This is a genomic window from Tomitella gaofuii (assembly GCF_014126825.1).
Lineage (GTDB): Bacteria > Actinomycetota > Actinomycetes > Mycobacteriales > Mycobacteriaceae > Tomitella > Tomitella gaofuii.
This window is the reverse complement of sequence record NZ_CP059900.1, coordinates 890076-912777: the sequence shown is the minus strand read 5'-3', so window position 1 is coordinate 912777 and position 22702 is coordinate 890076. Positions and strand designations below refer to the sequence as shown.

The 22702-nt window shown below is 72.0% G+C and carries 20 protein-coding genes; 3 read left to right on the top strand and 17 right to left on the bottom strand.

Annotation, left to right across the window (positions count from 1 at the left end; genetic code table 11):
- Positions 1-157: 157 nt before the first annotated feature.
- A complete protein-coding gene (locus tag H4F70_RS04245; protein ID WP_182359142.1) occupies positions 158-1669 on the bottom strand; it encodes a hypothetical protein in 1512 nt (503 codons plus the stop codon).
- 251 nt (positions 1670-1920) lie between these two features.
- Between H4F70_RS04245 and H4F70_RS20340 the strand changes: the two genes are divergently transcribed.
- The gene (locus H4F70_RS20340; RefSeq protein ID WP_182359141.1) at positions 1921-2670 is read left to right on the top strand and encodes a DnaJ family domain-containing protein; all 750 of its coding nucleotides are present in this window, start codon (positions 1921-1923) and stop codon (positions 2668-2670) included.
- A gap of 18 nt (positions 2671-2688) precedes the next feature.
- On the opposite strand, the gene acuI is transcribed toward H4F70_RS20340, so the two are convergent.
- From acuI to H4F70_RS04195, 9 genes are all read right to left on the bottom strand, one after another.
- Positions 2689-3681, bottom strand: a complete 993-nt coding sequence (acuI, locus tag H4F70_RS04235; protein ID WP_182359140.1) for an acrylyl-CoA reductase (NADPH) — start codon at positions 3679-3681, stop codon at positions 2689-2691.
- A gap of 59 nt (positions 3682-3740) precedes the next feature.
- A complete protein-coding gene (locus tag H4F70_RS04230) occupies positions 3741-5006 on the bottom strand; it encodes a lipase family protein (RefSeq protein ID WP_182360171.1) in 1266 nt (421 codons plus the stop codon).
- Between the two features lie 94 nt (positions 5007-5100).
- Complete coding sequence (locus H4F70_RS04225; protein ID WP_182359139.1) at positions 5101-6717, bottom strand: hypothetical protein; 1617 nt, start codon at positions 6715-6717, stop codon at positions 5101-5103.
- Positions 6718-6758: 41 nt separating this feature from the next.
- Positions 6759-7631 carry a class I SAM-dependent methyltransferase gene (locus H4F70_RS04220; protein WP_220471767.1) on the bottom strand — a complete coding sequence of 291 codons (873 nt, stop codon included), beginning with the start codon at positions 7629-7631 and terminating at the stop codon, positions 6759-6761.
- Positions 7632-7736: 105 nt separating this feature from the next.
- Positions 7737-10001, bottom strand: a complete 2265-nt coding sequence (locus H4F70_RS04215) for an acyl-CoA dehydrogenase family protein (protein WP_182359138.1) — start codon at positions 9999-10001, stop codon at positions 7737-7739.
- A 5-nt stretch (positions 10002-10006) separates the two neighbouring features.
- Positions 10007-10876: an SDR family oxidoreductase gene (locus H4F70_RS04210; protein WP_182359137.1), complete on the bottom strand. Its 870-nt coding sequence runs from the start codon at positions 10874-10876 to the stop codon at positions 10007-10009.
- Positions 10877-10938: 62 nt separating this feature from the next.
- Positions 10939-11859: a MaoC/PaaZ C-terminal domain-containing protein gene (locus H4F70_RS04205; protein ID WP_235681333.1), complete on the bottom strand. Its 921-nt coding sequence runs from the start codon at positions 11857-11859 to the stop codon at positions 10939-10941.
- A 9-nt stretch (positions 11860-11868) separates the two neighbouring features.
- Positions 11869-12300: a type II toxin-antitoxin system Rv0910 family toxin gene (locus tag H4F70_RS04200; RefSeq protein ID WP_182359136.1), complete on the bottom strand. Its 432-nt coding sequence runs from the start codon at positions 12298-12300 to the stop codon at positions 11869-11871.
- Positions 12301-12386: 86 nt separating this feature from the next.
- Positions 12387-13613 carry a lipid-transfer protein gene (locus tag H4F70_RS04195; RefSeq protein ID WP_235681489.1) on the bottom strand — a complete coding sequence of 409 codons (1227 nt, stop codon included), beginning with the start codon at positions 13611-13613 and terminating at the stop codon, positions 12387-12389.
- Between the two features lie 147 nt (positions 13614-13760).
- On the opposite strand from H4F70_RS04195, the gene H4F70_RS04190 reads away from it, so the two are divergent.
- Positions 13761-14462, top strand: a complete 702-nt coding sequence (locus H4F70_RS04190) for a TetR/AcrR family transcriptional regulator (protein ID WP_182349350.1) — start codon at positions 13761-13763, stop codon at positions 14460-14462.
- Between the two features lie 46 nt (positions 14463-14508).
- Here the strand turns inward: H4F70_RS04190 and H4F70_RS04185 are convergent, their stop codons facing one another.
- From H4F70_RS04185 to H4F70_RS04155, 7 genes are all read right to left on the bottom strand, one after another.
- A complete protein-coding gene (locus H4F70_RS04185; protein WP_182349351.1) occupies positions 14509-15411 on the bottom strand; it encodes a PaaI family thioesterase in 903 nt (300 codons plus the stop codon).
- A 131-nt stretch (positions 15412-15542) separates the two neighbouring features.
- Positions 15543-16103, bottom strand: a complete 561-nt coding sequence (locus H4F70_RS04180) for a DUF3558 domain-containing protein (protein ID WP_182359135.1) — start codon at positions 16101-16103, stop codon at positions 15543-15545.
- Complete coding sequence (locus H4F70_RS04175) at positions 16100-16615, bottom strand: DUF3558 domain-containing protein (RefSeq protein ID WP_235681488.1); 516 nt, start codon at positions 16613-16615, stop codon at positions 16100-16102. Before H4F70_RS04175 ends, H4F70_RS04180 begins: the two co-directional genes overlap by 4 nt.
- 63 nt (positions 16616-16678) lie before the next feature.
- Positions 16679-17380 carry a class F sortase gene (locus H4F70_RS04170; protein ID WP_235681332.1) on the bottom strand — a complete coding sequence of 234 codons (702 nt, stop codon included), beginning with the start codon at positions 17378-17380 and terminating at the stop codon, positions 16679-16681.
- Positions 17381-17520: 140 nt separating this feature from the next.
- Positions 17521-19419 carry a dermokine domain-containing protein gene (locus tag H4F70_RS04165; RefSeq protein WP_182359133.1) on the bottom strand — a complete coding sequence of 633 codons (1899 nt, stop codon included), beginning with the start codon at positions 19417-19419 and terminating at the stop codon, positions 17521-17523.
- A gap of 522 nt (positions 19420-19941) precedes the next feature.
- Positions 19942-21531: a DHA2 family efflux MFS transporter permease subunit gene (locus H4F70_RS04160; protein ID WP_182359132.1), complete on the bottom strand. Its 1590-nt coding sequence runs from the start codon at positions 21529-21531 to the stop codon at positions 19942-19944.
- Positions 21528-22022: a MarR family winged helix-turn-helix transcriptional regulator gene (locus tag H4F70_RS04155; protein ID WP_182359131.1), complete on the bottom strand. Its 495-nt coding sequence runs from the start codon at positions 22020-22022 to the stop codon at positions 21528-21530. Before H4F70_RS04155 ends, H4F70_RS04160 begins: the two co-directional genes overlap by 4 nt.
- Positions 22023-22158: 136 nt before the next feature.
- On the opposite strand from H4F70_RS04155, the gene H4F70_RS04150 reads away from it, so the two are divergent.
- A complete protein-coding gene (locus tag H4F70_RS04150) occupies positions 22159-22683 on the top strand; it encodes a SixA phosphatase family protein (RefSeq protein ID WP_182359130.1) in 525 nt (174 codons plus the stop codon).
- The last annotated feature ends 19 nt before the right edge of the window (positions 22684-22702 follow it).

Sequence of the window (22702 nt, the reverse complement as noted above, 5' to 3'; positions counted from 1 at the left end):
ACACAGGATGCGCGAACAATCAAGCACGACTGCTTGTTTTTGCGCGCGGTAGACGGGGGCGGACGCGCCGATCCAGCGTTCCAGGTCACAATCCCCACGAATTCGTGCCCTGGTTGCTGGAATCGCTCCGCCCAGCCGCCCGTCGCCGCCCCGGGACCTACAGCCGCGCCATCCCCAACAGCGCCGCGAAGCCGAGCACGGTCTTCGGCTCGTACGCCGAACGCCACAGCCCGCCGTGCGCCGCCTGATCCGCGAACAGCCGCTCGGGGTGCGTACGCGTGCCGGCGTCGTGGTGGAGGTCGTGGGCGAGCAGCGCGGCCATGAGAACCCGCGTGGTGTCGGCGGCGAAGATCTCCACGCCGAATCGACCCGCCCCCTTGTACGCCGCGGCCAGCACCCGGTTCTTCGTCACCGAGCGGGTCCACGACGCGGGCGCCACGTTGAACGACACCGTGTGCCCGGCGCGCTCGGCGCTGATCCCACGCCAGCGCTGCAGCCGCTTGGCCATCGCATAGCTGGGGCCCTGCTGCGGCACGAGGATGTCGGCCACCGCCGTACCGTCGTCGTGCACCGACTTGTAGGAGGGCTCGAACAGCGCGCCGCGGCCCGCGACGCGCAGCGGCGCCTGCAGGTACCGCTTGACGTCGCGCCGGTCCCACGCACCGTGCCCGGCGGCGACCACCTCGGGCGGCACGACGAACGCGTCCGTCGGCGTCTGCAGGTATGCGAGCGCGGTCGACGGGTGCGCCGCAAGGAGTCGCTCGATGATGAGGTCGGTGGCCATGCTGATGCGCACGTGCGCGCCCCGGTCCGCGTAGGCGTACATGCCGAACACCATCCGCGCCCCGGCGGAGTCGCCCTCGCCCGCGTGCCCGTCCAGCCAGGCGGCGGCCGCGGCGGGCGCGCCGACGAGGTCCATACCCGGAGTCCCGTCCGCGGACACCGGGAAGCGCACGCGCCCTGCCCCCTGCTCCGCCACCCGCACGATCCGGTCCCACACCGGCTCCACCGGAAGGTCGACTGCGAGGATGTCCGCGCCCCACCGTGCGAAGGGCTCGAGCGGGCTCAACTCGCCGCCCGCGCCCATCATCGCGATCGTGCGCCCGGGCAGCGCGAGCCACTCCGGGTGCTCGACCACCCGCGTGATCGCCCGCGCGAACGAAGGCTCGACGACCCCCGCCGTCACCCACCTGTCGAGCTGCGCCACGAGCGCCTCCCCCTCGAGGACGTCGCCCCGGTACGGCACCCGCAGCGTCGGCTCCGGCGTCGCCGTGCCTAGAACCTGTCCGGTCGCCACGGCCGAGACCGACCAGTCCGCGTCGCCGATCTCGTCGAGAGGCACGGCCCCCGCAGCCGATTCCCAGACCAGCCCGCGGCGCGCCTGCGCGGTCCCGGCTTCCGCGATAGCCCACGCCGTGTCCGCGTCCCGCGCAGAAAGGGAGGTCAGCTCCGCCATCAGCGGCGCATAGTCCGTGCGCCAGTCGCGGCCGCGCTCCACGCGCGCAGCGAGGTCGTCCGAGGCCGCGCCCGCTGCCGCGGCGAGCACGCTGCGCATCGGGCCCGTCGTCGGCCGCGACTCCCCGGCGCGGGCGAACTCCACCCCCGCCGGAGGTGTCGTGGCCGCTGCGTTCGTGCCGTGTGCTCTCGCGGTGGCAGCCGTCTCGCTCATCAGGGTCCTTCCGGTTCGACGGGTCGCGGATCCGGCGGCCCTCCCCCGATCTATACCGGGCGAAATCCGTACGGGCGAGTACACGCGCACCCGCCCTTCCGCACCGCTGCCGCCGCCCGCTTGCCGCGCCGCACGCACGCGCCGACAATGTGCACCAGGCAAGGGCGGAACGTGCACCAGGCAGGGGCGGAACGTGCACCAGCAGGGGCGATGCGCGGCAGCCCCGGAACGGCGATCGGAGGACCGGTCCGATGACCGAGCGCAAGCCGGCGGGCATGACCGTCGAATCGTGGGTGGAACGGCAGATCCGCGTCGCGGCCGAGCGCGGCGACCTCGACGGCCTGCCCGGCACCGGCAAGCCCATACCCCCGTCACCGGTGGACGACGACATGGGATGGGTGCGGCGCAAGCTCGAAGAGGAGGGCCTTTCCACCGATGCACTGCTGCCCATGTCACTGCAGCTCCGACGGGAGATCGACCGTCTGCCCCGCACGCTCGCGGACATCGACCCGCGTACACCCGGCGCGGAGGCCCAGGTGCGCTCCCACGTCGCCGAGCTCAACCGCCGCATCGCGGAATGGATACGCGCCCCGTCACCGCCGGTGCTGCCGATCGCGCCGGTCGCCGTCGACGCCGCCGTCGCCCGGTGGCGCGCTGAGGACACGGCCGCCGGTGCGCCGGTCCGCGGCGCCGCACCGACCACGCGCCCCGTACGCACGAAAGCGAGCACTGCATCGATGACCGAAGACTCCGCGCCGGCCGCATCGCGAGTCACCGTGTACTGGCGCCCCGGCTGCGTGTTCTGTCAGCGCCTGCGGGCGATCCTGTGGGCCCGGCGGCTGCGCCCCACGATGATCAACATCTGGGAGGACGCCCGGGCCGCCGCGTTCGTCCGGTCCGTCGCGGACGGCAACGAGACCGTCCCCACCGTGGTGATCGACGGGGCCGCGCACGTCAACCCGGCCCCCAAGACGGTGGTGGCCGCACTGCGGCGGCGCTGAGAACCCGGCCGCAGACCGTCACCCGTGGATGTCGATGACCACGCGTCCCCGCGTCCGGCCCGCCAGGATGTCCTCGGCGAGCTGCGGGATGTCCGCGAACCCGCGCACGGTGGTGAGGCTCGCCAGCAGCCCCTGCGGGAGGTCCGCACCCAGCCGGGCCCATGCCTCGGTGCGCACGTGCGTGGGGCACTGCACCGAGTCCACGCCCAGCAGGGACACTCCGCGCAGGATGAACGGCAGCACCGTGGCGGGCAGGTCGTTGCCGCCGGCGAGCCCGCACGCGGCGACGGAGCCCCGGTAGGCGGTCTGCGCGAGCACCGACACCAGCGTGGTGCTGCCCACCGTGTCCACCGCGTGCGCCCACCGTTCCTTCTGCAATGGGCGCCCCGGCTCGGACAGCTCGGCGCGGTCGACGAACGACGACGCCCCCAGCGCGGTGAGATATCCGTGCGACTCGGGGCGGCCGGTCGCGGCGACCACCTCGTAGCCGAGCGTCGCGAGCACCGCGACGGCCACGCTGCCCACGCCGCCCGACGCGCCGGTGACCAGCACCGGCCCTTGCTGCGGAGTCATGCCGGACTCTTCGAGTGCGAGCACGCACAGCATGGCGGTCAGCCCCGCCGTCCCGACCGCCATCGACTGCTCGGCGGTGAGCGCCTCCGGCAGGGCCACCAGCCACTCTCCGCGGACCCGCTGGCGCGCGGTGTACCCGCCGGGGTGCGTCTCGGACAGCCCCCACCCGGTGAGCACCACCTCATCGCCCGGCTTCCAGCGCGGCGACTCCGAGGCGGACACCCTGCCCGCCAGGTCGATCCCGCACACCATCGGCAACCTGCGCGCGATGGGGCCCTTGCCGGTCACCGCGAGGCCGTCCTTGAAGTTGAGCGACGAGTGCGTGACGTCCACCGTCACGTCGCCGTCCGGCAGGTCCGCGTCGGTCAGCCGCCTCAGCCGTGCGGGCTCGCCCTTCTCCTCGACGACGTACGCAGGATAGGTGCCGTCCGCGCTCATGTGGCTGTTCCCGTCTGTGCGGCTGCTGTGACCGTGCTCGCCACCCAGACTGCCACGATCTACTCCGCGGAGCCGAACGACGGCGCGGGCGGGTTCCCGTCGAACAGCGCCCGCACGAACGGCGTGCTGTCCGGCAGCGACGCCGCCATGGTGCCGCTGTGGTCGGTGGGATACGCGCGGAAGGTGAGCGGCTGGCCGTTGCGCCGCAGCGTCTCGGCGTAGATCAGCGTCGACGGCATGATGATGTCGGTGTCCTTGAGCCCCTGCCCGATGAAGAACGGCTGACCGAAGCCGTCCTCCGGCATCTTCATGTAGTCGAACAGCACCCGGTGGAAGTCCGGCAGCGACGACAGCGGCGCGGTGAACAGCGACCCCAGGACGGTCCCCGCCGCGGTCTGTTCGAAGTCGCCGAGGCACTGCGCCTTCGCCTGGCCGAGCAGCACGCGGCCCTGGTCGGTGAGCACGGACGGGATGCCCAGCTCGGGGTGCGCGGTGTCGAGGCCCGCGAGGATGTAGAGGCCGTAGGCGGTCATGCCCTTCGGCAGGGCGATCGGCGGCATGCCGGGGCCCGCGATCGCGACGATGTTCTCGATGTACGCCGGCACCCCGGTGCCCACCGCGCCCCGGTAGTCGAGGTCCGGTCCGCCGTACTCGTCGGCGTAGCGCGCCGTCGTGATGGCCGCGCCGCCGCCCTGCGACTGGCCGATGACCACCCATTCGCGGGACAGGTCCGCCCCGGCCACGTTCCGCCCGGCCTTGACCATGTCGACGACGTTGTGCGCCTCGACCTTGCCGTCCAGGTAGGGCATTCCGCCGGGTGTGCCGAGGCCCGCGTAATCGGTGGCGACCACCGCGTACCCCTGGCCCATCCAGTGCGCGAGGTAGTCGAGATCGCGCTGCGACCACCCGGTGTCCGACGGCGCGCACGCGTCGCCGAGCCCGGTGGTGCCGTGCGCCCACGAGATCACCGGCCAGCCGCCCTCCGGCGCCTGCCCCTGCGGCACGTATACCGTGCCGGTGCTCGCCGCGGGCTCCTCACCGGACGTCGTGGTGCGGTATTCGACCTTCCAGGCCTGCGCGGTGCCCGGGATCCACAGCGCACCGTCCGCTGCGGACGGGTCGATCGCGACGGGGTCCGACAACAGCGTGCCCGGCGCGAGCGGTGCGAGCGCCTCGGCATGCGCGGCGGCCGGGGCCGGGGCCGGCGCGGCCGACACAGTGGGCGCCAACGTGAGCGCGCCGACCGCGGCGAGGGCCGCACCCACCGCCGCGAGGCGCCCGCCGTGGCCGGCCGCCGCGCGGGCATGCGGCGCCCGGCCACGCATGCGCGCCGCCAGGTCTCGTGCAGCCAGGTCTCGTGCAGCCACTGCTCGCCTCACCTTCGTTCGGCTCCGAATCGCCGCTAACTATACACCCGTCCTATGACGTGCCCCACAGTGCCGGGCGCGCAGTGCGGAGCGTGATCAGCGCGTAGGCGACGGCGCAGCCGGCCACGGTGAGCACCATCGCCACTCCGACCCCCGGCGACGCCCCTTCCGCTCCGGCCCCTGCGAGGACGTCGCCGGGCAGCGCACGCAACCGCGCCGACACCTTCTCGGCGAGCGCCGCCGGAGCGGACGTCGCGAACAGCAACGCCGCGGCCGGCACCGCATGCTGCGCGCGGCACCGGACCCCGGCGCATCCACCCGCCCAGGGGACCGGCGATTCCACGGAACCGGATCCCGCCGGCAGCTGCACGACACACGACGACAGCAGGTACGCGCCGCCGACCGCCGCAACGAGCAGCCGGAACACGACGAGCGTCTGCGCATCGCCGAACGTCACGACGCCGAGGACGCCCGCCACCGACAGCACCGCGAAGCCGAGCCCCGCCGACGGCCACCGCACCCCCGCCACCGCGGCCGCGACACCGAGGACGACGAACGCGACGATCACCGGCATCCCCAGGACCATCGTGCCGGTCGCTTCCGCCGCGAGCGGCGCCGCCGCCGTCGTCGTCGCCAGCGCCGCCGGCAGGATCACGCCGTCACCGCCCAGCAGCAGACCGCACAGCCCGAACAGCACCACGGTCAACGCGAGCGCCGACGCCATCGCTCCCCACCCGTCCGACGACCGGGCGAACAGGTGGAGGCCGAATCCGCCCGCCACCGCCAGCGTCAGCGCACCGGCGCGGATCGCCGCTCCGCGGTCGGCGCCCGAGGGCCTCCTCTGCGGGGACGCCGTGGTGTCGTCGCCGGAGCCGGACCGGCGCATCGGCGGCAGGGCTTCTGCCAGCGCCGCGACGACGATCACGACCCCGGCGACGGCCAGCGGCCACCACCATGAACCGGATTCCGCCGCAGCACCGTCGACCAGGAACGCGGACGACCCGCCGCTGAAGGTGTTCATAGCCCAGGTCACCGCAGCGGGCCGGGCGAGCACGCATGCCACTGCGGCGCCGCCGAGGAACACGGGCAGCGCCCACCGCCGTCCGCTCGAGGCCTGCCCCGCCGCCCCGAGCAGCACACCTGCGCCCACCGCGAGACCCACCGCCGTCGCCGCGTCCACGCCGGACGTCACCACACCGCGGTCGGCCGCGAGCAGCACCGAGAGCAGCACGACGCCGCCCAGCGCCACCGACCAGGATCTGACGCGACGCGGCACCGGCCTGGTGCGCACGCCGCCCGGGCCGCCGCCGGCGGATCGCCGTTCCCCGAGTTCGAGCAGCGCGCAGGCGCCCACTGCGACGAGGACTCCGATTCCGGGTGCCAGGTGCTGCAGCCATTCCCAGGGTGCGCGGACGATTCCGCCGTCGGCACCGGGGGCGCCGGACTCGACGAAAGCGAAGTTCACCCGTCTCGGCGCGTGCGGAAACTCGGCTCCCGCCAACACGAACCCGCCGAGCAGCGCGCTCGCCAGGGCCGCACCCGCGTTCGCGCCGGTGCGCAAGGGGCCGTCTCCCGCGGCCCCGCGTCCCTCCTGCCGACCGGAATCCTGTTGCCTCCCACGATCTTGCGGTTCGGCTCCGCCGTCGCCCTCCGCATCGTCCCCGTTCACAGCCGCTACGGTAGCGGACGCGGGCACGGCGGCGGCGCACTTCAACGGGCGCGGGCGGTCACCAGCCACGCGGCCGACCCCAGGTGGACGCCGTCGGCGCCGGCGTGCTCGGCCAACTGCGCGCGGATGCGCGCGGTCACCTCCTCGATCTCCTCGGCCGGCTGCCGCTCGAGCAGCCGACGGGCCATCGGCCCGGCCAGATAGTGCGCCAGCACCTGGTCGACGTCGTCGCCGACGCGCAGTCGCTGCTCGATCGGCGCACACTCGACGTCGCCGAATCCGGCGCCGGCGAGCAGATCCCGGACCTCGTCGGGTTCGGCCATGCTGAACGGCGGCTGGGGCGTGTCCCGGGGCAGCGCATCGGGGAACGCGGTGACGATGGCGCGCATCGGCAGCGAGATGTGCGGGTTGCGGCGGGCCGACTGCCAGCACACGAAGGCCAGGCTGCCGCCCGGGCGCAGGGCGCGCGCGAACCCGCGGAACGCTGTGGGCGGGTCGTCGAAGAACATGACGCCGAAGCGGCTGATCACGGCGTCGAACGTCGCCGGCGCGAAGGGGTGCTCCTGTGCGTCGCCCTGCACGAAGTCCACGCCCTCGACCCCCTGCGCCACAGCGAGTTCCCTCGCCCGGGCGAGCATCGCCGAGGACAGGTCGAGCCCCACCACGGGAGCCGCCCCGCGCATGGCGGCCGCCCGCGTGGTGGCCCCGCAGCCGCATCCCACGTCGAGCACCGCGGTGCCCGAACCGACCACGGCCGCGTCGAGCAGGGGCGCGACGAACGGCTGCAACACCGCATCCTGGTGCTCCTGCTCGCGCACCCAGAACGCGCCGTGCTCCCCGTCCCAGTCCAGGTCGCCGACCGGGTCCGCCGGCCCTCCGGAATCAGACCCTGCCCCAGCGTCCATGTCGCGCATCCCGCCTCCTGTCTCGGACCGATGCACCCATGATCGCCGACGGCGCCGCAGTCCGTCGCCTTGCCGGGAGATCCCGCCGCGCGATCGTGTCGCGCGGCGGGGCGGTCAGTCCCGCGGGAGGCCCAGCATCCGCTCGGCGATCACATTGAGCTGCACCTCCGTGGTGCCGCCGTAGATGGTGGTGGCCCGCCCGGCGATGAGCTGTTCGATCGCCTTGTCGCTGGGCATACCCGGCACCGCCACCGCGCCCGCCGGGCCGAGCTGCGCCACCACATACTCGGCGATCGACTGGCCGAGCCCCATCGCCAGCAGCTTGCCCACGCTCGACGTGGTGCTCACGTCCGTGCCCGAGAGCTGCCCCAGGACCGTGCGCACGCCGAGCAGGTCCACCGCCTGACTCTCCGCCACGAGCTCGCCGAGCTCGTGGCGGCCCACCGGGGTGAGCGTGCGGCCGCGTGCGAAGGCCAGCAGGTCGGCGTCGGTGGCGTAGGCCTCCATCTTCTGGCTCAACGCCACGCGCTCGCCGGCGAGGGTCGTGCGTGCGACGTGCCAGCCGTCGTCCACCTCCCCCACCACGTCCGAGTCCGGAATGAACACGCGGTCCAGGAACACTTCGTTGAACAGCGCCGAACCGGTCATCTCTCGCAGCGGCCGCACCGTGACACCGGGCGTGGACATGTCGAGCACGAAGTAGGTGATGCCCTCGTGCTTGGGCGCCTCCGGGTCCGTCCGGGCGATGAGCATGGCCCACTGCGCGAACTGGGCGACGGTGGTCCAGATCTTCTGGCCGGTGATCTCCCAGCCGCCGTCGACGCGCACGGCCCGGGTGGTCAGGGACGCCAGGTCGGAACCGGCACCCGGCTCGCTGAAAAGCTGGCACCACACCACCTCCCCGCGCAGCGTGGGGACGACGAGTTCGCGCTTCTGCCGTTCGGTGCCGTGCGCGACGATCGCCTGGACTGCCCAGCCGCCCATGAGCAGCTGCGGCATGGCGATGTCCGCCGTGCCGATCTCCTCGGAGATGACGATCTGTTCGAGGGGGCCCGCCCCGCGCCCGTACGGCCGCGGCAGGTGCGGCTGCACCCAGCCTCCGTCGCCGAGCGCGACGAGCTGTTCGTCCTCGTCGTCGATCGCGGCGATGCCGCGCAATGCATCCGCGATGGGCGCGCGCAGCGCATCGGCCTCCTCCGGAAGCTCCAGCGTGCACTCGCGGCGGATGCCGGCGAGCGCGGCCGCCGCCACCCGGCCTGCGCGCTCCTCCCGGGTGCCCAGGACGGCGCGGATCGCCAGTGCCCGGCGGTAGTACAGGTGTGCGTCGTGCTCCCAGGTGAAGCCGATGCCCCCGTGCACCTGGATGCATTGCTGCGCCACTTCCACCGCCGCATCGGGCACCACGGTGGCGGCGATGTCTGCGGCGAGCACCGCGTCGGCGTCGTCCCCGTCCAGCGCGCGGGCGGCGTCCCACAGCGTCGCCCGCGCCTTCTCCAGCGCGATGCCCATCCGTGCACAGGTGTGCTTGACCGCCTGGAACCTGCCGATGGGGCGCCCGAACTGCTCGCGCGTCTTCGCATACTCCGCCGCCGTGGACACGCACCAGGACAGCACGCCCAGCGCCTCGGCCCCGAGCAGGACCGTCGCCAGGGCACGCACACGGTCGGGATCCAGCGCCGCCAGCACCCGGGATTCCGGCACCCGGAGCCCGGTCGCCTCGACGCGCGCAGACCGGCGCAGCAGGTCCACCCCGTCCTGCTCGGTGCGCCGCAGCTGCGGGCCGTCGACCGCGACCCACACCGTTTCCGTGGCCCCGCCGGCCCCGTCACCCCTGGCCTCGCCGACCATCGTCACGGGCACGACCACCATGTCGGCCGCCGCGGCGCCCAGCACCGCGTCGAGGACACCGTCGAGCACAAGTCCGTCCGCGTCGCGTCGGCCCGTGATCCCCGCGGCCCCCGCGACGGCGGGACCCAGCGCGACCGCGCCCGTGCGCTCGCCGGAGATCAGGCCCGGCAGCAGGTCGATCCCCGCCTTGTCGTCCGCTGCGGCGAGTACCGCCGACGCGAGCACCGTGGGGACGTACGGTCCCGGCGCGACGGTGCGTCCGAGGGCCTCGAGCGCCACCGCGGCGGTGAGCAGCCCGCCCCCGGAACCTCCCTGTTCCTCGGGAACGTGCAATCCCAACAGGTCCTGCGCGGACAGGTCCGGCCAGTACCACGGGAACTTCTCCTCCTCGGGCGCCTCGAGCGCCGCCCGCACCCCGTCGGCGGTGATCGTGCGCTCGGCGAAGGCGCGCACCGATTCCGCGAGGGCCGTGTGCTCCTCGACGAGACCCAGCCCCAGCTCGTATGCGGCGCGGCGGCGTTCGGCGGCCATGGCGCTCACCCGAGCCTTGCCGCGAGGTCGTCGAGCTCCCACGGGCCGTCCGCCTCGATGGTAGAGACGTCGTGCCACCCCGCGAGCTCCGAGATAGCACCGCCCTGCACCGCGAACACCTTGCCGGTGAGCGAGCACTTCTGCGACGCCAGGTGCGCGACGACGGGGGAGATGTTCGCGGGGCTGAACGCGTCGAACTCCCCGGCGGGCACCTCCTGGGCGAACAACGCGCCCATGCCCGGCGTCGCCAGTGTCAGCCGCGTGCGCGCAATGGGCGCGATGGCGTTGACGCGCACCCCATAGCGGTCCAGCTCGTCGGCCGCCACCAGTGTGAGTGCGGCGATGCCGGCCTTGGCGGCGCCGTAGTTGGCCTGACCCGCGTTCGGCATGAACGTCCCCGAGGCGGAGGCGGTGTTGACGACCGCCGCGTCCACCGGCTCGCCCGCCTTGGTCTGTGCCTTCCAGTACGCGGCCGCGTGGTGCAGCATGCCCGCGTGCCCCTTGAGGTGCACGGCCAGCACCGCGTCCCACTGGTTTTCGTCCATGCCCGCGATGAACGCGTCGCGCAGGATGCCCGCGTTGTTGACGAGGATGTCAAGCCGGCCGAACTCGTCGACCGCCTGGTCGACGGCGGCAGCCGCGTCGGCCCACGAGGCAACGCTGCCGGTGTTCGCCACGGCCTCTCCGCCCGCGGCGCGGATCTCGTCGACCACCTGCTGGGCCGGCCCCTCGTCGGCCCCCGAGCCGTCGTTGGCGCCGCCGACGTCGTTGACGACGACCCGCGCCCCCTCACGGGCGAACAGCAGCGCGTGTTCGCGGCCGATGCCGCGCCCCGCGCCGGTGATGACCGCTACGCGTCCGTCCAGGATTCCCATGTGCAACTCTCCCTTGCGATGTCGTGGTGGATGGCGGCGCCCGCCCTGATCGGGCCCGCCGGTCAGGCGTCGGCGATGACGGCGAGCCCGTCGGTGATGACCGTCGCCTCGGGCGCGCCCGCACCGCCCGGGACGACGGTCTCGTACGAATAGGCGGTCTCGCCGGCGCCCGCGAAGCCCGGTGCGGCACGCCAGAACCGGGTGTCGATGGTCTGCCCGGGAAGCACCGGGCGCGCGAACCGCACGGCCAGCCGTCGCAACCGCGCCGTGTCCGCGCCGGCGAGCTCGGTGAGCGCGGCCCACGAGGTGAACGCCATCGTGCACAGGCCGTGATTGATGATTCCCGGAAGGCCCGCCATCTGCGCGATCTCGTCGTCGAGGTGGATCGGCATGGGGTCGCCCGAGGCCGGGGAATACCGGAACGTCTGGTCCTCGTCGATGTGCTGGCGCACCTCCGCCGCCGGCGCGGCGGCGCGCAGCGCCGGGTCGAGCGGGTGCGGCGGGGCCTGTTCCCCCTCCCCCGGCCCCGCGTCGACGCCGCGGAAAAACGCCGTGAGCCACTGCTCGCCCACCAGTTCACCTGCCTCGGTGCGCGTCTCGGCGTGCACGACCACGCTGGAGCCGCTGCCCCTGCCCGCGTAGCCGACGGGGCGGGCCCGCGCGACGAGCGTGTCACCGGGAACGATGGGCCGGTGGAACCGGAAGTCCTGCTCTCCGTGGACCAGCTTCATCAGCAGCTCCGGCGGCGCCACCGACAGCGCGGCCGGCGCCATCGACAGGAACACCGGCACCACTGCGAACACCGGCGGGGCGACGCGGCCCGCCCGGTGCGATTCGATGGGATCGTTGGTGGCGGCGGCGTACTCGGCGATGCGCTCGGCCGTCACCTCGAAGCGTTCCGGGTCCGTCCACACCCCCAGCCCTGCGCCGTCGAACGCCACCGGTTCGGAAGGGCGCGCCGCCCGCGTGTCCGATGAGGTCACTGCCCCGCCTCAGCCGAAGATCTCGGCGAAACGCGCCAGCGACGCCTCGAGGTCGCCCTTGGCGTTCTTCGCCACCGACTTGCCGATGGGCCCGACGATCATGGTGCCGGTGAACGACGCGTCGATCACGGCGCGGGAACCGTCGCCGTCCGGTTGGACCTGCAGCGTGAACTGCACCTTCACCCCGGCCATGCCGGTGCCCTCGATGGTGACGGACTGCGGGACGGTCACCTCGGTGACGGTCCACTCGATCTTGTTTGCCATGCCCATCACCGAGACGACCTCGGTGAACTGCGCGCCCACCGCCACCTCGGTGGGCAGCTCGCTCTTCCAGGACTGGTGGATGGTCAGCCACTCCTCCCACCTGGACAGGTCCGAGAGCGCGTCCCAGGTCTTCTCCGGTGCGGTGGACAGGGTGGCGGAGACGGATACCGATGCCATTGGTGAAGCTCCTTCGCTGTGCGTGCTGTTTCCGGTGTGCTGCTCTTCGGTGTGCTGCTGATTCCGGCGCGGTGCGCCGCGCGCCGTCAGCGCTCGGCGGGCCGGTATGCGGCGACGACGACCGCGCCGCCGAGGCCGATGTTGTGCTGCAACGCCACCCCGGACGGCGCCGCCGCCGAGGCGACCTGACGCGCGTCCGCGGACCCGCGCAGCTGCCAGGTCAGTTCGCTGCACTGGGCCAGGCCGGTCGCGCCCAGCGGGTGCCCCTTGGAGATGAGCCCGCCGGACGGGTTGACCACCCAGCGGCCGCCGTAGGTGGTGTCGTCCGCGTCGACGAGCGCTCCGCCTTCGCCCGGGCCGCACAGCCCCAGCGCCTCGTAGGTGAGCAGTTCGTTGGTGGAGAAGCAGTCGTGCAGTTCGATCACGTCGACGTCGTCGGGGCCGATCTGCGCCTGCTCGTACACCCGCTGCGCGGCCGTGCGGGTCATGTCGGCGCCGACGAGACTGATCACCGATTTGTCCTCGAACGTGCTCGGCAGGTCGGTGACCATGGACATCCCCGCGATCTCGACGGCCTGCCCGGCGAGCCCGTGCCGGTCGACGAAGTCCTCCGAGGCGATGACGACCGCGCCGGATCCGTCCGAGGTGGGCGAGCATTGCAGCTTGGTGAGGGGCCCGTGGATGGGGCGCGACCCTAGGATCTCCTCCAGCGAGTACTCGTCGCGGAACTGGGCGTGCGGGTTGTTCTTGGAGTGCCGGTGGTTCTTCACCGCGATCTTGGCGAACTGTTCGGCGGTGGTGCCGTAACGTTCGGCGTGCTCGACCCCGGCCGCCCCGAACATGTAGGGGGCGGGCGGCATGGCGAACTCCTGCAGCTCCGCCGTGGCCAGCAGGTGCCGCATCATCGGCTGCTCACGGTCGTCGTAGGTGGCGCCGAGCGAGCCCTTCTGCATCTTCTCGAAACCCAGCGCCAGGGTGCAGTCCGCCAGCCCGCCCGCCACGGACTGCGCCGCCAGGTACAGCGCGGTGGATCCGGTGGAGCAGTTGTTGTTCACGTTGACGACCGGGATCCCCGTGAGGCCCAGTTCGTAGACCGCGCGCTGCCCGGACGTCGACTCGCCGTAGACGTAGCCGACGTAAGCTTGCTCGACCTCCCCGTACTCGATGCCCGCGTCGGCGAGCGCCGCCGTCCCCGCCTCGCGCGCCATGTCCGGGTAGTCCCATTCGCGCGCCCCGGGTTTGACGAAGTCCGTCATCCCGACGCCCACCACGAACACCCGCCGTCCGCGTGGATTCCGCATATCCGGTCCCATCGTCACCGTCCCCTCGGTAGTCTCGGCGCCCCGGAGAGTGTGTGCGACGCCACGTCTCACCAACATAAGTGAGACATGGTGTCGCGTCAATCATCGGATGGGTACTGTGATCACGTGCCCGACGACCCCAGGAGTGACGAACCGCGCATGACGGCAGAACCCAGCACCGGCGCCGGGCAGGCCGACGGGCGCTCCACCCGATGGGCCGGCCACAAAGCGGAACGGCGCGAACGCATCCTCGCCGCGGCGGTGGAGGTCATCAGCGAATCCGCCGACGACGTGGGCGTGCAGGCCATCGCGCGGCGCGCCGGAATCCCCCGTTCCGTCGTCTACCGGCACTTCTCCGGCCGCGGGGACCTCGACGAGCAGATCCGTGAGCGCATCATCGGAATGCTGCTCGAGACGATCTCGCCCACGCTGACCCCGCAGGGCACCGTCCGGGAGGCCATCGACGACGCCGTCTCCGCATACATGCGCTGGATCGTCGAATCGCCCCGGCTGCACCAATTCCTCGGAGTCGGGTCGGCGTCGCACCGCACGGTGGGATCACGCGTGGTGACCGGGACCAAGACGGCCATCGCCGTGCGCCTGTCGGACCTGATCGCCGAGGTGCTCGCAGCGCTGGGCAAGCCCGCCGACATCGCCGAGACGCTCGCCTTCGGCGTGACCGGTCTGGTGGACTCGGCCGTCAACCGGTGGCTGGGCAATCCCGCGTCCCCGCTCACCATCGACCGGCTCGGGGACTTCCTGCGCGTCGCCATCTGGCAGGTCCTCGACGGCGCGCTGCGCGGCGCCGGCGTGGTCATCGATCCGGACGCGCCCGTCGCGGACCTGGCGCCCACCGCCTGACCCGCGGCGCCGGCGCCTCCGCACGGAAGTCAGGAACGCACGGCGATCACATGCGCAGCACCGATGCGGAGGCGCGCGTCAGCAGCCGTCCGTCGTCGGTGGCGATGCGTGCCTCCACCAGCTCGATCCGGCGCCCCACGCGCACCACATTGGCCTCGAGCCGGATGTCGGGGCCGGTGACCGCCGGCGAGCGCACGAAGTCGGTGCGCAGGTCCAGCACGCGGTACGCCTCGCCCGGGTCCGTCGCGGTCTCGGCGGCGAGCCCGCAGATCAGGTCCGCCGCCGCCAACAGGATCCCACCCTGGAGGGTGCCCATACTGTTGGCCATCCACTCCTGCGGAGCGAGGACGGCGGTGATGGTCCCGGTCTCGACGATCCGCACCTCGAGCCCCATGAGCTCCGCCATCGCCCCGCGGGGGATCTCGCCCAGCGCGATGCCCTGCACCACGTCGAGCCCCAGCCGACCGCGCAGATCCTCCCCCGACGCCGGCTCGGTGACGGGCGGCAGCTCGGGCGCGCCGGACTCCGCCCCGTGGTCGAAGTTCCGATCCACCACGACCCCGCGCGCGCTGACGATCGCGCACACCGTCCCGTCCTCGTCGCGCAGCGAGCCGGAGGCCACGCCGATCCCCGCGTCGGTGTCCAGATTCTCGATGCGTCCGTAGACGGCGACCGTCCCCGCAGCGGGGACGGGGCCTGCCGACGAGACGGTGAGCGACGCGGCGACGGACCGCTTGCCGGACGGCAGCGCCGCGTACACCGTGCCGGCGACCGCGGTGTCCAACAGCACCCCCACCGAGCCGAGCGTGGACAGCCCCCGGTGGTCGTGGAAGCGCGCCCCCAGCGCCTGCTCGTACACCAGCCCGCCCTGGCCCTGCTCCCGTAGCCGTACGCCCAGCGCGGCGTTGACGGGGTCCAGGAGCGGGGTCTGCCGTGCATCGAAAGTCACAGCCCCATTTAAGTCGGCGCGCCGCGTCCGATTCGACCCGGGTGGCTCAACCGCGGCGGCCGCGCGCCTGTAGCGTCGAAGGGTCGGCCGCCCGCGCAGGCGTCGGGGCGAAACTCCGCCGCGCCGGGGCGTCACAGTGCGCGGTTGATACTCAGTTCCACCAGCGTGCGCGCCGCAGCGCAGGGGTCCACCCGCGCCCCGTGCACCCACCAGCCGACCACGCCGGCGTCGCCCGCGCGCGCCACCGCACCGCAGGACGCGGGATCATCGGGCGGTCGCATGACGTAGGCCGACGCCCCGGAGATGCGCACCGTCTCCACCGCATAGCCGAGCCGCTCCGCCACCGCCTTCTCCCGGTCCACCGTGCCGCTTTCGAACCAGTTCAGCTGAACGTCGGTATCCCCGTCGAGCGATGACCATCGGCATACTGCGCCCGAAAAGGTGGAGTACACGTTCAGCACACCCACCGCCTCGGCGATCGCCTCCATCGGGACCACGGTGCATTCCCTCAGCAGGTTGACGTACTCTTCGCCGGCGGGGCCCGTGCCCGCACGGGCCACCGTCGCCTCACCCGGGATCGCCTGCGTGCACCCCGCCGCGAACAGGCAGGCGGCGAGCGCCGCGAGCACGCCCCGCCGGCGCGCCGCACGCTGCGCACGCAGGGTGCGCAGTGGCCGGAGATGCGCGATCATCCGGCACGCTCCGCCGTCATCGTCGCCAACGTCATCGCCACGTCGCACACGCCTCCCGTCGGCGGACTGGGCTCGTCCACCCCGTAGGAGACCGACCAGAGGAAGAAGTCCGCACCGTACTGGACCCCCACCTCGCACAGCGACGAATCGGCCTGCGAGGAGAAGCCGGGCTGTCCGGCGACTGTCACGTCCTGCACGACACGTCCTACCGCGCCGTCGATTGCGCGTTCACGGCCGATGGGGCTGCCCCGGTACCAGGTGAAGCTCACGTGCGATCCCAGATCGACCAGCCCGACATCCCATTGGCAGCCGACAGTGTCGCGCACCGCCGTCAGCGGCAAGGTGATCTCCGTGGTCGCGGCCAACTCGGCGTCGGTGACGGAACCGCACATTCCCAACGCCGGGCCGGGCTCCGCGGGCACGCCGGCAGAGGGTGCAGGCGATGCCGATTCCGACGGTTCCGCCGCACGCGCACCATCGGCCGGTCCCCCCTGCCCGCCGCACGCCGCCACGGTCACCCCGACAGTGACCGCGAGCGCCCCTCCCCAGACACTTCGCTTCACCCGGCGAGGGTATCAGCGCACGGGTTCGGCATACAGGTAGACGTTGTCCGTGTAGTCGCCCACGCCGCCGGCGTAGGTCAGCTCGCCACCGCAGGTGACGACGGCCAGGCGACGCGGGCCCTCCGGACCGTCGAACACGCTCGGCTCCACGCCGTCCGTCTTGGGCCGTTCGGTCACGGCCGTCACCCGCCACTCGGTGGTCGCACCGGCGTTGTCCGAGGTGTAGATGATGTCCCCGGGGCGCATGCGGGCCAGGTCGAACAGCGCGCCCGGCCCCTGGCCCATCAGATTGACGTGACCGGCGAGCAGCGTGGTGCCGTCGTCGTCGCCCAGCGCGGCCCCGCCGGTCCAGATGCCGACGGTGGAGACGTCGTCCGGCGGAGTCAGCACGCCGCCCGGCACCGTCGCCACGCCGATGGGCGCGGTGATCCCGATCCGCCCGAGCCGCAGCGTGCGCGGCGCCATCGCGCCCGGCGACGCGTCACGTATCGCATCGTCGCCCGCCGGCCCCGGCTGCGGTGGAGCCGACGAGGCGGACCCGACGGTCGGCGCCTGCCCGCTCGCCTGTGGCGGGCGCGGCGATTCTCCCGACCCGGAGCCGATCGCGCCCGTGAGCATCAGGCCGCCGGCAGCCAGCACGACCACCGCGGCCACGAGCAGAAGCGCCGACCACAGCCGGCCGCCGCGCCGCCCCCGAGGGCCACCCCGCATCATCCACACTCCGATTCTTCACCGCCGTGCGGCGTCCGCTGCACCGCGTCGCCCCACGGACACGACGGCCGGGTACACCACGCGCGGGGCCCGGTCCGGTGCGATCGCACCGGACCGGGCCCCGCCGCCGACATCAACTCACACTATCGGCGCATGCGGCCCATCGCCACGAATGCTCCGGCTCCGCCGAGCACCAGCAGCGCCACGGCCAGACCCACGCCGGTCTCGGCATTGAACCCGACACCCGCGCTACCACCGTTGATGGCATGCGGGCGCTCCGCCTGCTGACCGGTGGTGTCGCCCTGCCCGGCGCCGGATCCGCCGCCGTTGGTCTCACCACCGTTCCCGGGCGTGCCAGGCTGCTCGGGCGTTTCCGGCTGACCGGGCTGTTCCGGGGTCTCAGGCTGACCGGGCTGTTCGGGCTGTTCCGAGCCGAGGGAGCCCCCCTCGCTACCCAGCGCGCCGCCGGCCGCAAGGCTGCCCAGCGACCCGGCCACGGCACTGCCGGCGCCGAGGCTGCCGGCGGTGGAACCGCTGGAGCCCAGGCTTCCTACTGCGGCACTTCCCGCACCGAGGCTGCCGAGGGAGCCGGTGACGATGTCGCCGGCCGAACCCGTACCGCCTTCACCGTTGCTCCCCGAGCCGGTGTCGCCAGTGGAGCCGAGATCACCGAGGCTGCCCAGCGAACCGGAGCCCGTCTCGCCATTGCTCCCCGAACCTGTGTCACCCGTCGAACCGAACTCACCGGTGCTACCGGAGCCGGTGTCGCCCAGGCTGCCCAGAGAACCGAGCGCCGCGCTGCCCAGAGAGCCGGCGAGGCTGCCGCCCGTGCTGCCGAGCGAGCCCAGGGAGCCGAGCGAGCCGGTGCCGCCCGCTTCTTCATCCTCGACGAACGTCACGGACGCGTCATCACGCAGGGTCGGCTTCTGGGTGTCGAAGGTGGCGAACACCTGGCAATCCCAACGCTCCTCCCAGCCGGCAGGCGGATCGCTGATCGGCGTGGCCTGGTTCCACTGGATGTTCTTCACCGACGGGAGCGTCGCGCCCACCGCCAGATCTGCCGTCATCTCCGCGTCCGACGTGACGCACAGCGTGACGGAAGTAGAAGCATCACCGGTGCCCTCCACCGTGATCGCGTCGCCCGCGATCGTCGCGGCGCCCTCGCACACCTCGACGGTCGCGCCGTCCGGCAGGTTGAGTGTCAAGGGCGTGTCGTAGATGTTCGTCGTGAGCGTGAACCGCGCGGTCTCACCCACGCCGATCTCGTCGCCGGGCGCAGGCACGGCGCGCTCGAGCTCCAGCACCGCCGCGGCGTCGTCCGGAAGACCGGCGAGGATCTCAGCCTGCATATCCTGCGAGAGGTACTGGTCGCAGACCGCGGTATTGCCTGCAGTGTCGTAGTCGGAGATGCACCACACCGCGTCCTGCAGCGCGTTCCGGTTCGCCATGGAGGTGTTGTCGGTGGTTGCGCCGCCCTCCCACGGAATCGGGTGCTGCAGGAGATAAGCGATGAGCTTCTCCTGATCGCCGCTGAGCTTTGGATTGCCGGACAGTGACTCGTTCGGCCCGACGGGCGAACCCCAGTCGTTGAGCGGCGTTCCTTCCTCGACGAGTTCCGCGCTGCTCGGGTCGAGCGGATCAGTCCGGGTCGACGGATCCCGCCAGCCCTCCGGCGCAACCCCGCCGCACGTGCTCTTGGCTGCGTCGGTGCAGTACATCCACTCGGCAATCGGCGTGCCGTCCACGTTGCGTACGCCGCAGAGCGGGGCGTACTGAACGGTCAGCGGGTCGTCCGGCTTGTTGCCGTAGAGCGGCACCACGTACCCGTTGTTGTAGTTCTCGAGGCGCTCGCCGGTGAGGGTGATCTGCTCGGGCAGCGGGGTGAAATCGGTGCCTTCACACAGTGGCGCCGTGAACGAGTCACCTGGCGCCGCGGTCGCCATGCCCGCGCCGGCGGCACCCGCCGCGCCCACCAGCGCGAGTACGCCCGCGGAGGCCACCGCCGACCGCAGCCCTCGCACCCACAATTGCTTGGTCTTCATGAGTTTTAAACCGTTCTTCTGTCCGCAATACGGGCTATGCCCATGACCCACCGCCGGGCACCGGACATGCAGAACTCCCATGTTCGCGCGGCCCCGCCGGGGCTGCGCACACGACGAATTCAGCCGACCCGCCACCTTGACAGCCGTACTGGAACAGCACCATAGCAAGAGTCGCACGCATTCACGCACCGATCGCGTTCCACTTCCTCGCGCAGCACGGCGTGTGGCGAGCAGAGTGCCTTCAACGCATTCAGTGCGATGCAGGTCAATGCGTTGTGCGCGTCGCCTTGCGGCGAAAATCGGAGATCGGCGCACACCGGACGCGACGCACTCGCCGTTCGATCACCCCGCTTCGGGGGTGATCGAACGGCGAGTGCAGGGATGCAGACGCGGCGAGGCCCCACCCGGTGCCGGGTGGGGCCTCGCCGCCTGGAGGAGACGACTACGTGCTGGCTCCTGCACCCTGCAGCGCGGGCTTTTCGGGACGGCGCCGAGCAGACGCGGCGTCAGGACCTCCCCGCGTCACTTTGCGATCAGCTCGCGCTCGTCGTCCGTGCCGGCGACGGCGGACGGCGCCGCGCCCGCCTGCTCCGATGGCGCGACCTTCTGCCGCGACAGGAACAGTGCCGGAATCAGCGTGCACGCCACGATGACGACGCTCACGACGAAGGTGTCGCTGAACGCGTCGGCCGCGCCGGTGAGCAGTTCCTGGATCTTCGCCGCCATGTCCGCCGGCACCGGGCCACCGCCCGTCGCCCCGGCGCTCTGCATCGCCGCCGCGTCGACGCCGTGGCTCGTCATCTGGTTGGTGAGGATCACCGACATCGTCGCCGCACCGATCGACGCGCCCGTCTGCTGGACGATGTTCATCAGCGTCGAACCCCGTGCCACCTTGTGCTCCGTCAGCGTCGCCAGTGCGGACGTCATCAGCGGCATCATCGTGAAGCCCATCCCGATACCCATGATGAACAACGAGCCGCTGGTGTACCAGAGGGAAGTGTCGGTACCCACCTGAGTGAACAGCCCCAGCCCGACGACGATCAGCGAGATGCCCGGAAGCACAACGAACTTGGGGCCGATCTTGTCGATCAGCTTGCCCCCGATGGGCATCGACATCATCGCGCCGAGACCCTGGGGTGCCACCAACAGGCCCGCCATCAACGTCGACTCCCCGCGCACCTGCATGAAGTAGCTGGGGAGCAGCATCATCGTGCCCATGAAGGCGATCACGAACAGTATCAGCGTGATCACGGAGACCGTCAGGTTCCGGTCCTTGAACAGCGACAGGTCGATGAGCGCGTTCGTCTTGCGCAGCGCGTGCAGAACGAACAGCACCATCAGCACTAGGCCGACGATGCCGGGGCCGAGCACCCGCGCCGCCGCCACCGTCCCCTCGTCCGGGATCGAGGAGACACCGAAGAGGAACAGGGCGAGCCCGGGCGAGAGCAGCAGCATCCCGAGGAAGTCGAACTTCTCGCCCGGATGCGTCTCGTCGGACGGCAGGACGAAGAACGCTGCGAGGATCGCCAGCGCGCCGACCGGCACGTTCACCAGGAAGATCCAGTGCCAGGAGACCGAGTCGATCAGCCAGCCGCCGAGGATCGGGCCGCAGATCGGGCCCAGCAGCATCGGCACGCCCAGCAGCGCCATCATGCGGCCGATGCGATGCGGCCCCGCCGCCCGGGTCAGGATCGTCATGCTCAGCGGCATGAGCATGCCGCCGCCCAGGCCCTGCAGCACGCGGAAGCCGATCAGCGCCTCCAGCGACCAGGCCGTGCTGCAGGCGACCGAGCCGATGACGAACAGCGCCAGCGCCGTGAGGTAGAGGCGTTTTGTCCCGAAGCGGTCCGCGGCCCACCCGGTGAGCGGGATGACCGTGGCCAGCGACAGGGTGTAGGCGGTGACCGCCCACGCGACGTTGGCATAGCTCGCGTGGAAGGCGTCCTGGAAGGTGGGGATGGCGACGTTGACGATAGTCATGTCCAAGGTCGCCATGATCGCGCCGAGGACCACGACGCCGGCCACCTTGAGCAGCCGCGCGTCCAGGGCGGTCGTGCCCGCCGCGGCGTCGCCGGGCGGCGCGGCCGTGCCCGGGGTGATTTCTGATGTCATGAGCAAGTCCTGACTTGGTCGGGCGAGCAGGCGGCACCTGCACGGAGATGTTCTGGGGTGGCGGCGATGGCGGCCGCGACAGCCTCTCTCAGTCCGTCCGCGACGTCGGCGGGCAACGCACGGGAGAACGTTCGGATCCGCTCACGCATTCCCTCGCGCTGCGTGTCCGCCAGCCGGACGCCTTCCGCAGTGAGCGAGACGAGTTTGCTGCGACGGTCGTCCGGGTCTTCGCGGCGATCCACCATGCCGAGCGTCACGAGGCGGTCGACGGTGCGGCCCGCCGTCGCAACCGAGACGTTGAGTCGTTCGGCGACCACATTGATCGGCAGTTCACTGCCGTGCATAGCCAGCATGAACACCACGCGCACCTGCGTGAGGGTCAGATCCATGCTGACGAACACGTCGAGCACGTCCGCATCGCATCCCCTGTGGAGAATCCCGATGAGCGTGTCGAACACATCGGCGAGGTCTTCTTCCGGTGCAACATCCACAGCGAAATACTACCGCTGATGCGATTACTTCACCATTGCAAGCATTGGGGAACGGATCACAGCGGACCGGGCGGGAGCCCCCGATCACACCCCTGACGGTCGTGGCGGCCGTCGGTCCCCCGCTACCGTCGCAGGCATGTCACGCACTCTGATTCTCATCCGTCACGGTCAGGCCGCTCCGGCCGCCGGCGCACCCGACCACGACCGCCCGCTGACCGAGCACGGCGCTGCGCAGGCCGAGGCCGCCGGCGAATGGATCGCCGCGCACGGATGGCAAGTCGGCGCCGCGTTGTGCTCCACCGCGGTGCGCACGCGCGAAACGCTCCAGGCCGTGGCCACCGCCGCCGGCTGGGACGAAGCGGCGATCGCATGCATTGTCGAGCCCGCGCTGTACGACGCCGGCGTCGACGACGTCCTCGACGCCATTGCACCAGTGGGCGACGACGTGGACACCCTCGTGGTCGTCGGCCACTTCCCCGAGCTGCCCCGGACCGCGCTGACCCTCGCGCCGTCCGGGCGCCTCGCCGACGAGGTCCGCGCCGGCATGCCCACAGGCGCGTGCATCGCGATCGCCACCGACGCGGCGTGGTCCGCGCTCCCCGACGTGCTCCGCGGTTCCTCCGACCCGTACGGCGTCATCACCGCCGTCTTCACGCCCTGATCACACCGCGGCACGGCAT

Bases quoted from the DNA above. Each gene is read 5' to 3' on its own strand.
- H4F70_RS04245 (WP_182359142.1), bottom strand. From the start codon at position 1,669: ATGAGCGAGACGGCTGCCACCGCGAGAGCACACGGCACGAACGCAGCG.
- H4F70_RS20340 (WP_182359141.1), top strand. From the start codon at position 1,921: ATGACCGAGCGCAAGCCGGCGGGCATGACCGTCGAATCGTGGGTGGAA.
- acuI (WP_182359140.1), bottom strand. From the start codon at position 3,681: ATGAGCGCGGACGGCACCTATCCTGCGTACGTCGTCGAGGAGAAGGGC.
- H4F70_RS04230 (WP_182360171.1), bottom strand. From the start codon at position 5,006: ATGCGTGGCCGGGCGCCGCATGCCCGCGCGGCGGCCGGCCACGGCGGG.
- H4F70_RS04220 (WP_220471767.1), bottom strand. From the start codon at position 7,631: ATGCGCGACATGGACGCTGGGGCAGGGTCTGATTCCGGAGGGCCGGCG.
- H4F70_RS04215 (WP_182359138.1), bottom strand. From the start codon at position 10,001: ATGGCCGCCGAACGCCGCCGCGCCGCATACGAGCTGGGGCTGGGTCTC.
- H4F70_RS04210 (WP_182359137.1), bottom strand. From the start codon at position 10,876: ATGGGAATCCTGGACGGACGCGTAGCGGTCATCACCGGCGCGGGGCGC.
- H4F70_RS04200 (WP_182359136.1), bottom strand. From the start codon at position 12,300: ATGGCATCGGTATCCGTCTCCGCCACCCTGTCCACCGCACCGGAGAAG.
- H4F70_RS04195 (WP_235681489.1), bottom strand. From the start codon at position 13,613: ATGGGACCGGATATGCGGAATCCACGCGGACGGCGGGTGTTCGTGGTG.
- H4F70_RS04190 (WP_182349350.1), top strand. From the start codon at position 13,761: ATGACGGCAGAACCCAGCACCGGCGCCGGGCAGGCCGACGGGCGCTCC.
- H4F70_RS04180 (WP_182359135.1), bottom strand. From the start codon at position 16,103: ATGATCGCGCATCTCCGGCCACTGCGCACCCTGCGTGCGCAGCGTGCG.
- H4F70_RS04170 (WP_235681332.1), bottom strand. From the start codon at position 17,380: ATGATGCGGGGTGGCCCTCGGGGGCGGCGCGGCGGCCGGCTGTGGTCG.
- H4F70_RS04165 (WP_182359133.1), bottom strand. From the start codon at position 19,419: ATGAAGACCAAGCAATTGTGGGTGCGAGGGCTGCGGTCGGCGGTGGCC.
- H4F70_RS04160 (WP_182359132.1), bottom strand. From the start codon at position 21,531: ATGACATCAGAAATCACCCCGGGCACGGCCGCGCCGCCCGGCGACGCC.
- H4F70_RS04150 (WP_182359130.1), top strand. From the start codon at position 22,159: ATGTCACGCACTCTGATTCTCATCCGTCACGGTCAGGCCGCTCCGGCC.